The sequence below is a fragment of the Acidovorax sp. Leaf73 genome (assembly GCF_916855635.1).
Lineage (GTDB): Bacteria > Pseudomonadota > Gammaproteobacteria > Burkholderiales > Burkholderiaceae_C > Acidovorax > Acidovorax facilis.
In genome coordinates, this window is record NZ_CAKASI010000001.1 from 572,935 (window position 1) to 587,957 (window position 15,023).

Consider the following 15,023-nt stretch of genomic DNA (forward strand, 5'->3'; position numbering starts at 1 on the left):
AGGCCCTTCCATGAACTTTCGCCGCGACTTTATCAAGTTTCCCTTCGCCGCCGCCCTGGTAGGCAGTTTGGCCCTGACGGCATTGCCGTCGTTTGCACAGTCTGTGACGCTGCTCAATGTGTCGTACGACCCGACGCGCGAGCTGTACGTGGAGTTCAACCAGGCGTTTGCCAAGCACTGGAAGGCCAAGACAGGCCAGGACGTGACCATCAAGCAAAGCCACGGCGGCTCGGGCAAGCAGGCGCGCTCCATCATCGACGGGCTGGACGCCGACGTGGCCACGCTGGCCCTGGCGGGCGACACCGATGCGCTGCACACCAATGGTGGCTGGATTCCGAAAGACTGGCAAAAGCGCTTGCCGCACAACAGCTCGCCCTACACCAGCACCATCGTGCTGGTGGTGCGCCAGGGCAACCCGAAGGGCATCAAGGACTGGGACGATCTGGTGCGCGCCGATGTGAAGGTGATCACGCCCAACCCCAAGACCTCGGGCGGCGCGCGCTGGAACTACCTGGCCGCGTGGGAATTCGCCAAGCGGAAGTACGGCGGTGACGCCAAGGCCAAGGACTTCGTGGCCAAGCTGTACGGTAACGTGCCCGTGCTCGACACCGGCGCACGCGGCTCCACCATCACCTTCGCGCAGCGCAACCAGGGTGACGTGCTGATCGCCTGGGAGAACGAGGCCTACCTGCTCGAAAAGGAGTTCGGCACCAAGTTCGACGTGATCGCGCCGTCGATCTCCATCCTGGCCGAACCCGCCGTGTCGGTGGTAGACAAGAACGTGGACAAGAAGGGCACCCGTGCCGTGGCCGAGGCCTATCTGCAGTACCTCTACACCGAAGAAGGCCAGGACATTGCGGGCAAGCACTTCTACCGCCCCGCCGTGTCCGAAAAGGCCAAGGCCAAGTACGCCAAGCAGTTCCCCAAGTTGAACCTGTTCACCATCAACGACGCGTTCGGTGGCTGGGACAAGGCGGCCAAGGACCACTTTGCGGACAACGCGAGCTTTGACCAGATCTACACCAAAAAATAGGCTCACCCCGAAGCGGCCTGCGGCCGCCTCCCCTCAAGGGGCGCCACCGCTGGACCGGCGAAGCCGGATCCAGGGTGGCGCTGGTCTGACCACGCCCTCTGGAATCCTCTCTTATGTCCGCTCTTCTCATCGCCGGTAGCCCCTCCGAGCGTTCCCGCTCCGCCGCCCTGCTGGATGCCGTGGCCCAGCGCCTCTCGGTGCGTGGTGCGCTGGTGGACCGCATCCACATCCGCGACCTCTCGCCCCAGGCGCTGCTGCTGGCCGACTTTGGCCACCCCACGGTGGTGCATGCCATCGACCAGGTGGCGGATGCCAGCGTGCTGGTCGTGGCCACCCCGGTCTATAAGGCGGCCTACAGCGGCGTGCTCAAGGTGTTTCTGGACCTGCTGCCGCAAACGGCCCTCAAGGGCAAGACTGTGCTGCCCCTGGCCACGGGCGGCAGCCCGCACCACATGCTGGCGCTCGACTACGCGCTGCGGCCCGTGCTGCAGTCGCTGGGTGCCAAAAGCATCCTGCCTGGCATCTACGCCACCGACGCCCAGGTCACGCTGACGCCCGAGGGCAGCTACCACGTGCAGGCCGACATTGCCACGCGGCTGGACGACGCGGTGAATGTGCTCGTGACCGAAACCCTGCGCCCATCGCCCGCTCAGGCCACGCGGTTTGCGCCGGTGCCGTTCTCGCAGGTGCGATGTAGCGTCTGACACCGGCCTGGCGCTGCGGCCCTGCCGTGGTGCCAGCGCCTGCCTTCCTCCCCCTTCGTCCTTTTTTGATTTTGTTGCTGCGCCGGGTGCGCGGGCAGGGCGGTGTGCCGCCTGCTGCCAACCCAGCCCGCTCGCCCATCCATCACCTGTTTTGAATCTGGAATCCGCACCATGAACGAACTGAACCGCTTCTCCCTGCAACGCCGCCAACTGCTGGCTGCGGTTGCCGCCACTACGGCAACGGTCGCAGCGCCCCAGGCCTGGTCGCAAAACGCTGGCCGCGTGTTGCGCGTGGGCCACCAAAAGGGCTGGCTCTCCATCCTCAAGGGCCGTGGCACGCTCGAAAAGCGCCTCGCCCCGCTGGGCGTGAAGGTGACCTGGACCGAGTTCAACGCGGGCCCCGTGCAGCTCGAAGCCCTCAATGTCGGCTCCATCGACTTCGGCGACGTGGGCGAAGCCCCGCCCATCTTTGCCCAGGCCGCTGGCGCGCCGCTGGTCTATGCCGGTGCCACCGTGCCGCGCCCCGCACTGGAGGCCGTGATCGTGCCCAAGGATTCGCCCATCCGCAGCGTGGCCGACCTCAAGGGCAAGCGCGTGGCCTACAACAAGGGCTCCAACGTGCAGTACTTCCTGGTCAAGCTGCTGGAGAAGAACGGCCTGAAGTACGGCGACGTGCAATCCATCTTCCTGGCCCCGGCCGACGCGCGGGCCGCGTTTGAACGCGGTGCGATCGATGCCTGGATCATCTGGGACCCCTTCCTCGCCGCCGCGCAAAAGCAACTCGATGCGCGCCTGCTGGTCGATGCCACGGGCGTGGTCAACAACCGCGCCTACTACTTCACCTCGCGCGACTTCGCCACCAGGAACGCCGACGTGCTGCGCATTGCCATCGAAGAGGTCAACGCCATCGACACCTGGGCGTCCAAAAACAAGGAGGCCGCGGCGGCCGAGCTGTCGGCCGTGCTGGGTCTGGACAAGTCCATCACCGACCTGTACCTGAGCCGCGCCCGCTTCGGCACCGCGCCCGTCACGCGCGAGATCCTGGCTGAGCAGCAGGCGATTGCCGACACCTTCTTCGACCTCAAGCTCATCCCCAAAAAGCTCAACCTGCTGCACGCCGCGCCGGTTGATCTGCTGTGACCCGGGCCATGAAAGGACACATCGCCATGACCCACCTCACCGTCAACGCAGAGCGCCGCCGCGCACTGCAGCTGCTGGGCGTTACCGCTTTCTGCTGGGCGCTGGCCAGCCGCTATGCCCACGCGCAAAGCGCAGCCGTGCAAGGGCCTGAGCAACTGCGCATTGGTTATCAGAAGTCGGCCGTCAACCTCGTCATCCTGAAGCAGCAGGGCGTGCTGGAAAAGCGCTTTCCGGGCACGCGAATCAGCTGGCTGGAGTTCCCGGCTGGGCCGCAGCTGCTGGAGGCGCTGTCGGTTGGCAGCCTCGAATTCGGCCTGACCGGCGACTCGCCCCCCGTGTTTGCCCAGGCCGCTGGCAAAGACCTGCTCTACGTGGGCGCCGAGCCACCCAAGCCCGACAGCTCCGCGCTGCTGGTACTCAACGATTCGCCCCTGCGCAAGCTGGCCGACCTCAAGGGCCGCCGCATTGCCGTGCAAAAGGGCAGCAGCGCCCACTACCTGCTGGTGCGCGCAGTCGAAAAGGCAGGGCTGCAGTGGGCCGACATCCAGCCCGTGTACCTGGCTCCGGCCGACGCGCGCGCCGCGTTCGAGCGCAAAAGCGTGGACGCCTGGGCCATCTGGGACCCGTTCTACGCTGCCACCGAGCTGGCCATCCAGCCCCGCGTGCTGGCCACGGGGCGCGACCTGGCCAGCAGCAACAACTCCTTCTACCTGGCGGCCCGCCCCTTCGTGCAGGCCCATCCCCAGGTACTGCGCGTGCTGTTTGAAGAACTAAGCCGCGCCGACCGCTTGGCGCAAGAGGCGCGCAAGGACGCGATCAAGCTCATTGCCGACTTCAGCGGCCTGGACGCTGGCGTGGTGAGCCTGTTCATCCAGCGCCGTCCGTCGTCACCCGTGGGCCTGCTCAGCACCGCCACCGTGGCTGACCAGCAGCGTGTGGCCGATGCGTTTTTCAAGCTCGGCCTGATTCCCAAGCCTGTGAACGTGGCCGACATCGTGTGGCGACCTGCGGCTGCGCAACTGGCCGCTGCCACCGCCAAGCCCTGAGTCACATCCGCCACATCCACCGCATCCAACCCATATCTACCCCGAGGCATTCATGAAAATTTTCTGGTTCATTCCCACCCACGGCGACAGCCGCTACCTGGGCACCGCCAAAGGCGCACGCCAGCTCAACCACGACTACCTCAAGCAGGTCGCGGTGGCGGCCGACAGCCTGGGCTACGAAGGCGTGCTCATCCCCACCGGCCGCTCGTGCGAAGACCCGTGGGTGGTGGCTGCGAGCCTGCTGCCCGTCACGCGCAACCTCAAGTTTTTGGTGGCCGTGCGCCCCGGCCTGCACCAGCCCGCGCTGGCTGCGCGCATGGCGGCCACGTTCGACCGGCTTTCGGGCGGGCGCCTGCTCATCAACCTGGTCACAGGCGGCGACCAGGCCGAGCTGGAGGGCGACGGCGTGTTCCTGGACCACGCCACGCGCTACGAACAGTCGGCCGAGTTCATCCGCATCTGGCGCGAGATTCTGGCGCGCAGCCACCGGGGCGAGAGCCTGGACTTTGAAGGCCAGCACCTCTCGGTGAAAGGGGCCAAGCTGCTCTTTCCGCCGCTGCAGCAGCCCCACCCGCCCGTGTACTTTGGCGGCTCGTCGCCCGCCGCACACGACCTGGCGGCCGAGCAGGTGGAAACCTATCTGACATGGGGCGAGCCACCGGCTGAAGTCGCCAAAAAAGTGGCAGACGTGCGCGCGCGCGCCGCCAAACATGGCCGCACCGTCAACTTCGGCATCCGCCTGCACGTCATCGTGCGCGAGACCGATGAGCAGGCCTGGGCCGCAGCCGAGGAACTCATCAGCCATGTGGATGACGACACCGTGGTGCGCGCCCAGGCCGTGTTTGCGCGCATGGACTCCGAAGGCCAGCGCCGCATGGCCGCCTTGCACGCTGGTGGTGCCAAGCGCAGCCGCAAGGACCTGGAAATCAGCCCCAATCTGTGGGCCGGCGTGGGACTGGTGCGTGGTGGCGCGGGCACGGCCCTGGTGGGCGACCCGCAAACGGTGGCTGCACGCATCGAGGAATACGCCGCGCTGGGGCTCGACACCTTCGTGCTGTCGGGCTACCCGCACCTGGACGAGGCCTACCGCTTTGCCGAGCTGGTGTTCCCGCTGCTGCCCCTGCCGCTGCGCAACCAGCTGGCCAGCGGCAATCCCTTGTTTGGCAACCCGCTGGGCCCGTTTGGCGAAACCGTGGCCAATGACTTTGTGCCGCGCGCGTCGCAAAGCTGACTTGTCCCCGAACCGGAACTCTCCATGACACACACCGCAAGAGAACTGCAGGTATCCCCGGTGGCCGACGCCGTGGACCTGCCCATCGAAGGGCCGTTTTTTCCCGCACCCGTGGCCCGCTTTCTCGCCAGCGTCGCACAGCGCCTCTTGCCCTGGGCCGTGCCCATCGGCCTCATCGCGCTGTGGCAAATCGCATCGTCACAGGGCTGGTTGTCTACCCGCGTGTTGCCTGCACCGCTCGAGGTCGTCAAGGCCGCGTGGACGCTGGCCGCTTCGGGCGAGCTGTGGACCCACGTCCAGGTCAGCGCGGGCCGCGCGCTGGCCGGGCTTGCCGTTGGCGGCGGCCTGGGCCTGGCGCTGGGCCTGCTCACCGGCTCGGTCAAGCTGTTCGAAACGCTGCTCGACTCCACCATCCAGATGGTGCGCAACATCCCTGCGTTGGCGCTGATCCCGCTGGTGATCCTGTGGTTCGGCATCGACGAATCGGCCAAGCTGTTCCTCATCAGCGTGTCGGTGTTCTTCCCCATCTACCTCAACACCTTTCACGGCATCCGCAATGTGGATCCGGGGCTGATCGAGATGGGCCGCACCTATGGCCTTGGCCGCTGGCAGCTCTACCGGCAGATCATCCTGCCCGGGGCGCTCTCCAGCATCCTGGTGGGGCTGCGCTTCTCGCTCGGTTTGATGTGGGTGATCCTGATCGTGGCCGAGACCATCTCGGCGCAGGCGGGCATCGGCTACCTCACGATGAACGCGCGGGAGTTCCTGCAGACCGACATCGTGCTCGTGGGCATCCTGCTGTATGCGCTGCTGGGCAAGCTGGCCGACGTCTTCGCCAAGGGGTTGGAGCGCTACTGGCTGAGGTGGCATCCCGGGTATCAGGCATGAGCATCCCCCTGAGCCGCTACGCGGCTTCCCCCTTCTCTCGAATCGCTATGCGATTCGGGAAGGGGGACGACGCCAGCGCGGCGGGGCGGCCCTTGCGCGGCGTCCCTCGCATTGGGTCGCGCCCAGTGCAGCCACCGCGCCCAATTACTCTCATTTTTATAGCTGCTGGCGCTTGATAGATAAGCGCAGGAGGCAATTTTGACCACTAATTTATCTTTACAACCCCAGGGCGTGCGCCTGGAAGTGCGCGGCGTGGACAAACGCTACGGCACGCGCGACGTGCTCAAGAAGACCGAGCTGGTGATCGAGCCCGGCCAGTTCGTCGCCATTGTGGGCCGCAGCGGCTGCGGCAAGAGCACGCTGCTGCGCCTGGTGGCGGGGCTTGAACCTGTCTCCGGCGGCGCGATCCGCCTCGATGGCCAGGACGTTGCAGGCCTGAGCGGCGACACCCGCATCATGTTTCAGGACTCGCGCCTCTTGCCCTGGAAACGCGTGCAGGACAACGTGGCCCTGGGCCTGCCGCCCGCGCAGCGTGGCGCAGCGGCCGATGTGCTGGCCCGCGTGGGCCTGGGGGATCGGCTCGGCGAATGGCCCGCGCGCCTGTCCGGCGGTCAGCGCCAACGCGTGGCCCTGGCGCGTGCCCTGGTGCACAACCCGCGCCTTCTGCTGCTCGATGAACCATTGGGCGCGCTGGATGCGCTCACCCGCATAGAGATGCACCGCCTCATCGAAGGCCTGTGGCGCAGCAGCGGCTTCACCGCGCTGCTGGTCACCCACGATGTGCAAGAGGCCGTGGCTCTGGCCGACCGCGTGATCCTGATCGAAGACGGCCAGATCGCGCTGGACCAGCGCATCGACCTGCCACGCCCGCGTGCACATGGCGACGCCGCGTTTGCCGCCATCGAGAAACGCATCCTCGACCGGGTGCTGCAAAAGCCCGAGGGGGAGCCTGCGCACGAGGTTTCCTGGCCCGGCGTGCCTGCGCATGGCTTGCGCTGGGCGGTCTGATTTCTCTCTCTCTCTTTTCGTTTGCTTGTTTTTCTTTCTCTGACCTCTTTTTCAACGGACTATTCAAGGAGAACCCCATGTCCATTCAAGCCATCAACGTACGCAACCAGTTCAAGGGCAAGGTCCGCGAAATCATTCGCGGCGACGTCGTCTCCGAGGTCGATGTCGAGACGCCATGGGGCGTCGTCACCTCGGTCATCACCACCCGCTCGGTGGACGACCTAGGCCTCATCGTCGGCTCCGACGTGGTCGCGCTGGTCAAGTCCACCGAGGTGTCGATTGCGAAGCTGTGAGGCAAGCGAGGGGCGAAAAATTTAAATGAAATCGGGCTCCAGCGCTTTGTGGATAAGCGTTGGCAGCTATAAAAATGGGAGTCTTGTTTGGATCGCTTGACCGAGAGGCGGTTTTGAACATCCCGCCACAGGGTTTTTGACGTGCAATTTGCAGGACGTACCATTGGCAGCGGCGCGCACCAGAAGTTCAGCCTGCCGAATGCCAAAGTTATAGCAGCGGCAAAAAATGCATGCCGGGTTTGTCGGAATTTTTATACTTGAGTATTTGCTCAGTGCATTGACCGAAAACCCAGACGGCAAGCCACTTTCAGGAGGAACCAGTGTCCAGAATATCCCGAGCGGCCCAGCTTATCCCGCAAGTTCTGCGAGATACATTACGTTAGTCAAAACAGGGAGAGTGATGTGTTGCAGCTCAATAAGTTAATAGTTCCTCCTCCCGCAAACTCGCGGAGCATGCGGGCTTATATGCAGGCAATTCTCGAAGCAACTGGATTAATGGCCGGAGAGCGCTTCGACCTCTCCTTATTCATGGGCAACTTCAGGACCCACCTTGAGTCCGGTCGACTTCAACGCCATAGCGACGGGCAATACTCTTTAAGCGAACAGGGACGTCAATACTTCATCAGCCGCCTCACCGACGAGCCAGTGACCAAAGGGCAACTTGTGAGTCGCACCGATGTGGTGGAAATGCTCAATAGGGTTATGGCAGAGCACCCGGGCTCGGGATGGACATCCATAGGGTGAGATGCGGTGTCAATCTCGTGCTTCCTGGTTTTGCTGCCTAACCTTCAGTTCCAGCCGACGCCTCACGGCGCGGCTGAACAAATTTGTTAGGTTTCAAAACATGCAGACTCAGTGGTGCCCATACACAGATCAACATCTCGACTTGGCCGAGATGAATGATGAACATGTAATTCCGCTTTCTTTGGGTGGTCACAATCAATTTACGATTCCGGTCGAGCGAGTAAGAAACTCTGAGCTTGGAAACAAACTTGATGCCGCTATATCTTCGAACCCACTTGTAGCCTCAGCCAGGCGACATTACGGGCTCTTGGGGCATACGAAGCGCGATCCGATCGTACGTTGGCCCGCACATCACAAAGGGATGAATGGAACACTGGATCTGACCAATGAGGAAATCAAATTCATAACGTACAGAAGTTTGAATCCTCACGGTCTAAATCTCTCGCTGACCCCACAATCAAGTGACAGTCTTACATCGAACTTCAACTTCGATGAGAACCTCATCTTGTCCTTTGGCGCAAAGTTAGCGCTTGGCACTTCGACGTTTCTTTTTGGCGACACATTTCGGAACCACGGTTATCACAATGAGCTCCGGTCCTTAATGAACTCATCCACGCCTATCGATGACCTGAAGTTCATGGTGAGCTCCAATGGAGGAAAAAGCTTTTGGGCGCTTTCGTGGCCTAAGTCACTACAAACAGCAAGCGTGCTTCCTCCGTGGTTCGACGCGGTACTCGGTCAACCCGATAAGAACTTTGTATTTACACTGCATACAACCTCAGAGGTCATTTTGGGGTGTTCAATTCTTTCTGGCTTCTATCGCTGGTATTTCAACGTTGCTAAAGACCCTGAGCGTTTTCCCATTGGGGGCGATTTTGAACTCGGTGCCGTTATTGATATCGATTTGAAACCAAGGCAATTTCGCCAATCCAATCTTCGGGACTACCTATCCCAATTGGTGAAAATTGAAACCTAACATGGCGCTCAACCTCGATCCCTTCGGTCGCTGGACGCTGCGCGATAAAGCCGCGCAGCGCCGGTTACCTTTACGTTAGGCCTCAAGGAGCGGTTATGACCCCACAGATCGCAATTTTTCACATCAACACGATCCCGAGCGACGAATTCGAAGAATTCAGGCAAGTCATTTCAGTATCTGGCTTGGATGTGCAGATTGTTGACCGCGACCCACCCGGTCCGATGGCCGGAGTCGAATGGCTGATGCCAACGCTTGTCATCGGGTTTGTGGCTTCCTCTTACTTCGGTGGCTTCTTTCAGGAGATGGGAAAGGATCACTACCTTTTGGTCAAGGAGCAATTCAAGAAGCTCTACGCAAAGGTGGCTGGCCCGGACGCACCCGATGTCAAGCTGCTTGGTAGTGCGGGTAAGGTCAAACCCGTCCAGCCATACTCGTTGTACTTCTCTCTTGTCGGTCAAGTGCCGAACGGCATCTCTGTAAAGCTGCTATTGAAGAAGCCGATCTCGCAGCTTGAGTACGAGCAAAGCGTTGAGGCCTTCCTAAATCTTCTTCGCGATATCAATACTGGCTCTCTCGACGAAGAGGCGACAAGAAGATTTCAGTCTGTCACGCCGATGGGGAAAACACTCTTGGTTGTATTTGACAAAGCTACGCAGAAAGTTGTGCCAATCAACCCAAGAAGCGGAGAGTTGGTGCATTGAGGCCTAACAATTCCGTCGAGAGGGACAGCCCAAAACTGCGCTTTGGGTTCCCTTCGCCTGCGGCTCCGGCTGCCCCTCACGTCAAACGATGAGCCCTCCAAACAAGCCCGTCCACTTCCCCCGGTGGCGAACCATGGCAAAACCCCACCTCACCTACAACCCCCAATCCGCCCCCAACGCGAGCACCTGGCTCGCTCTGCCCGAGGCCCAGCGGATCAAGGCTGTTGCCGCCTTCCACCAACTAAGCCACGAGCCGCGCGGCAACCTGCGGGCCCACACCGCCCTGCATGTGGTTGTGGAGAACCAGCTTGCAGAAGGGTTCGACCCCACCGTCCGCGCCATGCAGCGGCTGCGTGGCGAGGGCTTGTCGCGGCACGAGGCTGTCCATGCGGTGGCGGCGGTGCTGGCAGAGCATCTGTACGCTGCGATGAGCTGCGACGGGCCAGCACCGGACCCGGTGGCGCTGCAAGAGGCGTTGGCGCGGGATCTGGATGTGCTGTCCGCGGCAAGTTGGAGGGCCAAATACGGCGAGGCATAGCGCCTGGCCGTGTTGGTGACTTGTGTGCTTTGGGGCAGCGTGTAACTTGGTGGAGTGGTTTGATTCCTGGGCGCGGCTTATCACCTCAGAATGTGATTGGAAATGGCCTTGGCGCTTGATGGATAAGCGAAAACAGCTATCAAAAAATGAGTCGCCTGCCGCCAACTGCCTGGCGAGCGGCAGGATACCAGAGGCCTGTGCAAACGGCCTTGCCCAGGGGCTTGGCGCCCCGTGCCCATCGAGCCATCCCAACCCCAGCGCACACCCGAAATCCCCGCAGCTGTTCGCGTTCACGAACAATCCTGCACCACCACATCCTTGACCACGGCCAGCGCCCGGGCCAGGTCTTCAAGCGCCACCGACCCCAGCGCGATGCGCAGCGCGTGGGGCACATGGGTGGTGGTGGCAAACCCTTCGGCGGTCGACACGGACACCCCGCGTTCTGCCAGGGCGGCGGCGATGCGGTCGGCCCGCTGGTCGTCGCCCAGCGGCAGCCAGATGAAGTAGGAGTTCGGGTGCCGTACCAATTTCAACCCCGCCAGCGCCCGGGTGGCAATGGCCTGGCGCTGCGCGGTGTCTGCGCGTTTGTCGGCCTCCAGCCGGGCCACGGTGCCGTCTTCGATCCAGCCGCAGGCGATGGCGGTGATGACCCCGGCCGTGTTCCAGGCGGTGGCACGCACGGCGCGTTCGATGGGGCCGATCAGTTCGCGCGATGTGGCCACAAAGCCAAACCGCAAGCCCGTGGCCACGTTCTTGGACAGGCTGGAGAGGTACACCGTGCGCTCGGGGGCCAGCGCCGCGATGGGGGGCGGCGCCTCGGGCGCGAGGTAGGCATAGGGTGCGTCCTCGATCACCAGCAGGTCGTGTGCGCGCGCCATGCCCACCAGGCGCTTGCGGGCGCGGGCGCCCATCACGCAGCCCAGCGGGTTGTGCAGGGTGGGCATGGTGTAGATGGCGCGCACGGGCCGGGTCTCGCACAGGCGCTGCAAGGCGTCCAGGTCGGTGCCAGCGGGGCCCATGGGTACCGGGGCCAGGTCCAGCCGCAGGCGTTCTGCCAGCACGCGAAAGCCGGGGTAGGTGAGGGCGTCTACCGCCACCACGTCGCCGGGGTTGAGCAGGCCCATGGCCGCCACGGCCATGCCGTGCTGCGCGCCGTTGACGATGAGCACCTGCTCGCCCGCCACTTGCAGCTGGCGCGTCTTCAGGTGCCCGGCCACGATGGCGCGTTCGTGCGGCCGGCCGCCGTAGGGGTGGTAGTGCAGCAGCGATTCCAGGTCGCCGGAGGCGGCCAGCTTGCGCAGGGCATCCCGCAGCAGGTCTGCCTGGCCCGGCACGCTGGGGTTGTTGAACGAGAGGTCTGCGGCGCTGGGCGCGGGCGTGGTGAGGTCGGCGTCGGCACCGCGCGGGGAGGCGGGGTCTCGCACAAAGGTGCCGCGCCCGGTTTCGCCCACCACCAGGCCGATGGCCTCCAGCTCGGCATACACGCGGCTGGCCGTGGCCAGCGCCAGGCCATGCCGCTGGGCCAGTGCGCGGTGGGTGGGCAGGCGTGTGCCCGGCCGCAGCAGCCCCGTGCGGATGTCCGACGCCAGTGCGTCCACCACCTGTTTGTACCGAACCTGGCCCATGGCGTTGTGCCCCTGCGTTGAAACGTATCTATGACAATTTTTTGATTGTATTGAATGCCGTCGATAGGATGCGCTTCGCACATTCCGTGCCTCATTCACTCTCCTTTCCGCTACAGAACAGGACTCCATCGCCATGCGCATCGCCATCCTGACCTTCGACGGTTTCAACGAACTCGACTCCCTGATTGCCCTGGGCCTGCTCAACCGGGTGAAGAAACCGGGGTGGGAGGTGTCGCTGTGCTGCCCTACAGACCAGGTGCGTTCCATGAACGGCGTGACGGTGCAGGCCCAGTCGCTGCTGCCCTATGCGCGGTCAGCCGATGCCGTGCTGGTGGGCAGCGGCGTGAAGACGCGTGAGGTGGTGCAGGACGCCGCCCTGATGGCGGAGCTCGACTTCGATCCGGCGCGACAGTTGCTGGGCGCCCAGTGTTCGGGGGCTTTGATCCTGGCCAAGCTGGGGCTGCTCGACGGCGTGCCGGCCTGCACCGACCTGACCACGAAACCCTGGATCCAGGAGGTTGGCATCACTGTGCTGAACCAGCCCTTTGTGGCTCGGGGCAATGTGGCCACGGCGGGCGGTTGCCTGTCGGCGCAGTACCTGGCTGCCTGGCTGATTGCGCGGCTGGAAGGGCCCGAGGCTGCCCGCGAAGTCATCCACTACTTTGCCCCGGTGGGCGAGAAGGAGGAGTACGTCGCCCGGGCTATGGGGCATGTCACCCAACATGACAGTTGATGCGAGTGACCTTGCCATCGCTTGCTAGGGGAACGGACCCTGTGCAGCGGTTGGCGGGTTGAGCGGCTGCGCTTGGGTCCCTATGCAGGGTATTCGCCGGTGCCGTGGGATTCAGAGCTTGCCCTCCCGTCGCGGCGGAGCTGTTTGCGCTGCGCTGTGCTGCGGCGCCAGGTACGCAGAAGGTGGCGGGCGGCGCTTGCCAGGGCTTCGTCCAGCGCGCAGCGCCAGTCCTTGGCCACAGAAGACACCACCACAGCGCCTGCACCATCGGTGCGCAGGGCTATCTGGCAGCGCTTGTCAGGGCCGCCCCGGGGGCCGTTGATGTCCTCCAGCTTGATCTCTGCACGCGGCACCAGGGCGTTCAGCCGGCGAAAGGCGAAACGCACGCGACGCTCCACGGCATCGCGCATAAGTGCGGCTTCGGGGTGGCGTGTTCTGAAAAGAATCTGCATTTGCGATCTCCTGAGTTGAGGGTAACACCGTAGCCCGCAGCTTGGCGGTAAACCAGCAGGAAGTTTCTTCGTTGCATTTCTGAAAATCCTGTGCATTGGCGGCGATTTCGCTGCGGATGAGTCACTTCGACTTTTTGGATGTCTACATCAGAGAAAACCTGCTTCTTGTAAGCGGGCGGTGGCCACACATTCAAGGCTTCTTCCTGTTCGCAACTTTCCGCCTCAAAGGAGCCGTCCGTGAAACCCTGGTCTGGAATCTCTTCACTTATTGCTTCCCTGCGTCATCGCCTTGTGCGCTGGCTCTCCCGTGTCGCCGTGGCTTGGGCACCTGTGCTGCGGCGCGTTCCGGTCAAGGTGCCGCTGCGGGTGCAAGCCCAGTACCGCGACGGCTGGCAGCCGCGTTCACGCTATCGCCGCTAGGGCGCGCTTGGTCAACCATTGCTTGCTTGTCACCTTTGTCATTGCACTTACCCCATTTCAAGGAGATCAGAGATGCGTAGCTATCCCCGCAATAGCCCCGAAGCTGTGGCCCGAATCGTCGCCTTGCTGTTGATATCGGATGGCCATGTGAGCCGGTCCGAGCTGGATGCCTTGCATGGCCTTTATATGGAGCAGGAACTGAGTCTGCCGCAAGGCGGCTTTGGCAAGGTGCTGCATGGCCTGTGCGAAGACCTGTGGATGGGCATGCATGAACAGCGAGTTTTGACCGCCAGCATTGATGGCCCCACGCTGACCTTGCTGTTCGCTGAAGTGACAGACCCTGGGCTGCGGCGCAAGACCCTGGAGTTCGCGTACACCGCAGTCATGGCAGACAGTCACCTGGCGCCGAGTGAGTGGTGGCTGATGAATGCAGCAGGCCAGTATTGGCAAATGGGCTTCATGCCCTCCGGGATCGGCCACTACGAGCTGGCGCAGGCTGCCTGATGCAGCTGTAACTGCAAGTGCAAGTGCAACCATAAACAAGGGGGATGGTGGTTGTGTGGGAAGCCCGCTAGGCTGTACCCAGCCCTGCGGAAGCATCCACCAACTGCCGCACCAGCGGGTGGTGCTGCCCCCGGCGCGACCAGATAGCGTGGACCTCCTCAAAAAGCTGGGGGCATTCACCCAGCAGGCGCAGCCCACGCACCAGCCCCACATCTTGCGCACCCAGACGGCTGACCGGAAATACCCCCAGCCCCCGGGCCGCAAACACGGCCAACAACGCGCTGTCTTCAAACTCACCCACCACACGTGGTTGCACTCCGACGTCCTGAAACCAGGCATCCAGAGTGGCCCGTAGTGGTGCATGGTGCGTAGGCAGCAGCACGGGAAAGTCTTGCAACGACTGGGGAAACTGGTCACGCACCTGCTTTTTTACCAGCGACGTCGGGCCATACCACTGCAGGGCCGAGCGGGCAATGCGTTGACTTGTCAGGCGCTGGTGGGGGTTGCGCGGCGCGGCTTGCCCGGCCAAAACCATGTCCAGCTGGTGCAGTGCCAGCTCGGATAGCAACTCGTCGGACTCGCCCTCGTGGCACACCAGCCGCAAATGGGGCGTGGCCAGAACGGGCTCCAGCAGTGCGTGCGCCGCCAGTTTGGAGATGCCGTCAGACAGACCCACCGACAACCGGGCCACACGGGCGGTTGCGGCTTCGCGCACCTCTTCTTCGATGTGCTGGCCCAGTTGAAAAATCTCTTCAGCCCGTGTGAATGCGGTTTGCCCGGCTTCGGTCAGCGCCACACCGCGCCCCGAGGGCTTGAGAAGCTGGTGGCCCAGCGCTTTTTCCAGACCGCGCACCTGGGCGCTGATGGTTTGCACAGCCATGTTCAGCCGGTCTGCCGCACGGGCAAAGCCACCTTCCTTGGCAACCATCCAGAAGTAGTACAGGTGGCGGTAGTTCAGCATGGGCGGGCTCAGGTTCGAGAAAGCCG

General features: G+C 63.1%; 17 protein-coding genes. 14 read left to right on the forward strand and 3 right to left on the reverse strand.

The window, feature by feature from the left end:
- Positions 1-10: 10 nt before the first annotated feature.
- The 12 genes from LPA35_RS02760 to LPA35_RS02815 all read left to right on the forward strand — a co-directional run bounded on the left by LPA35_RS02760 (position 11) and on the right by LPA35_RS02815 (position 10,302).
- Positions 11-1,033: a sulfate ABC transporter substrate-binding protein gene (locus LPA35_RS02760; RefSeq protein ID WP_228894899.1), complete on the forward strand. Its 1,023-nt coding sequence runs from the start codon at positions 11-13 to the stop codon at positions 1,031-1,033.
- A gap of 113 nt (positions 1,034-1,146) precedes the next feature.
- Positions 1,147-1,737: an NADPH-dependent FMN reductase gene (gene ssuE / locus LPA35_RS02765; RefSeq protein WP_228894900.1), complete on the forward strand. Its 591-nt coding sequence runs from the start codon at positions 1,147-1,149 to the stop codon at positions 1,735-1,737.
- Between the two features lie 171 nt (positions 1,738-1,908).
- The gene (locus LPA35_RS02770) at positions 1,909-2,877 is read left to right on the forward strand and encodes a sulfonate ABC transporter substrate-binding protein (protein WP_228894902.1); all 969 of its coding nucleotides are present in this window, start codon (positions 1,909-1,911) and stop codon (positions 2,875-2,877) included.
- Between the two features lie 26 nt (positions 2,878-2,903).
- Positions 2,904-3,923, forward strand: a complete 1,020-nt coding sequence (locus LPA35_RS02775) for a sulfonate ABC transporter substrate-binding protein (RefSeq protein ID WP_228894903.1) — start codon at positions 2,904-2,906, stop codon at positions 3,921-3,923.
- 52 nt (positions 3,924-3,975) lie between these two features.
- Positions 3,976-5,154, forward strand: coding sequence for an FMNH2-dependent alkanesulfonate monooxygenase (ssuD, locus tag LPA35_RS02780; RefSeq protein ID WP_121506674.1), 1,179 nt, complete (start codon positions 3,976-3,978; stop codon positions 5,152-5,154).
- Between the two features lie 24 nt (positions 5,155-5,178).
- Entirely contained in the window at positions 5,179-6,042 is an 864-nt protein-coding gene (gene ssuC / locus LPA35_RS02785; protein WP_228894904.1) for an aliphatic sulfonate ABC transporter permease SsuC, read from the forward strand.
- A gap of 198 nt (positions 6,043-6,240) precedes the next feature.
- The gene (locus LPA35_RS02790) at positions 6,241-7,050 is read left to right on the forward strand and encodes an ATP-binding cassette domain-containing protein (RefSeq protein WP_228894905.1); all 810 of its coding nucleotides are present in this window, start codon (positions 6,241-6,243) and stop codon (positions 7,048-7,050) included.
- Between the two features lie 77 nt (positions 7,051-7,127).
- Positions 7,128-7,343, forward strand: coding sequence for a molybdopterin-binding protein (locus LPA35_RS02795; protein ID WP_055393898.1), 216 nt, complete (start codon positions 7,128-7,130; stop codon positions 7,341-7,343).
- Positions 7,344-7,808: 465 nt separating this feature from the next.
- A complete protein-coding gene (locus LPA35_RS02800) occupies positions 7,809-8,087 on the forward strand; it encodes a hypothetical protein (protein WP_228894906.1) in 279 nt (92 codons plus the stop codon).
- Between the two features lie 151 nt (positions 8,088-8,238).
- Positions 8,239-9,063, forward strand: coding sequence for an HNH endonuclease (locus tag LPA35_RS02805; RefSeq protein WP_228894907.1), 825 nt, complete (start codon positions 8,239-8,241; stop codon positions 9,061-9,063).
- A 95-nt stretch (positions 9,064-9,158) separates the two neighbouring features.
- Positions 9,159-9,764 carry a hypothetical protein gene (locus LPA35_RS02810; RefSeq protein ID WP_228894908.1) on the forward strand — a complete coding sequence of 202 codons (606 nt, stop codon included), beginning with the start codon at positions 9,159-9,161 and terminating at the stop codon, positions 9,762-9,764.
- 133 nt (positions 9,765-9,897) lie between these two features.
- Positions 9,898-10,302, forward strand: coding sequence for a hypothetical protein (locus tag LPA35_RS02815; protein ID WP_228894909.1), 405 nt, complete (start codon positions 9,898-9,900; stop codon positions 10,300-10,302).
- A gap of 290 nt (positions 10,303-10,592) precedes the next feature.
- On the opposite strand, the gene LPA35_RS02820 is transcribed toward LPA35_RS02815, so the two are convergent.
- Positions 10,593-11,927: a PLP-dependent aminotransferase family protein gene (locus LPA35_RS02820; protein ID WP_228894910.1), complete on the reverse strand. Its 1,335-nt coding sequence runs from the start codon at positions 11,925-11,927 to the stop codon at positions 10,593-10,595.
- 133 nt (positions 11,928-12,060) lie between these two features.
- On the opposite strand from LPA35_RS02820, the gene LPA35_RS02825 reads away from it, so the two are divergent.
- Entirely contained in the window at positions 12,061-12,660 is a 600-nt protein-coding gene (locus tag LPA35_RS02825; protein WP_228894911.1) for a DJ-1/PfpI family protein, read from the forward strand.
- A gap of 80 nt (positions 12,661-12,740) precedes the next feature.
- Here LPA35_RS02825 and LPA35_RS02830 read toward each other — a convergent pair whose 3' ends face one another.
- A complete protein-coding gene (locus LPA35_RS02830; protein WP_228894912.1) occupies positions 12,741-13,112 on the reverse strand; it encodes an HPF/RaiA family ribosome-associated protein in 372 nt (123 codons plus the stop codon).
- A 492-nt stretch (positions 13,113-13,604) separates the two neighbouring features.
- Here LPA35_RS02830 and LPA35_RS02835 point away from each other — a divergent pair, with 492 nt between their 5' ends.
- On the forward strand, positions 13,605-14,036 hold the full coding sequence (locus LPA35_RS02835; RefSeq protein WP_228894913.1) for a TerB family tellurite resistance protein: 432 nt from the start codon (positions 13,605-13,607) through the stop codon (positions 14,034-14,036).
- A 67-nt stretch (positions 14,037-14,103) separates the two neighbouring features.
- On the opposite strand, the gene LPA35_RS02840 is transcribed toward LPA35_RS02835, so the two are convergent.
- Positions 14,104-14,997 (reverse strand): LysR substrate-binding domain-containing protein, encoded by an 894-nt coding sequence (locus tag LPA35_RS02840; protein WP_228894919.1) that lies wholly within the window; start codon positions 14,995-14,997, stop codon positions 14,104-14,106.
- Positions 14,998-15,023 lie beyond the last annotated feature (26 nt).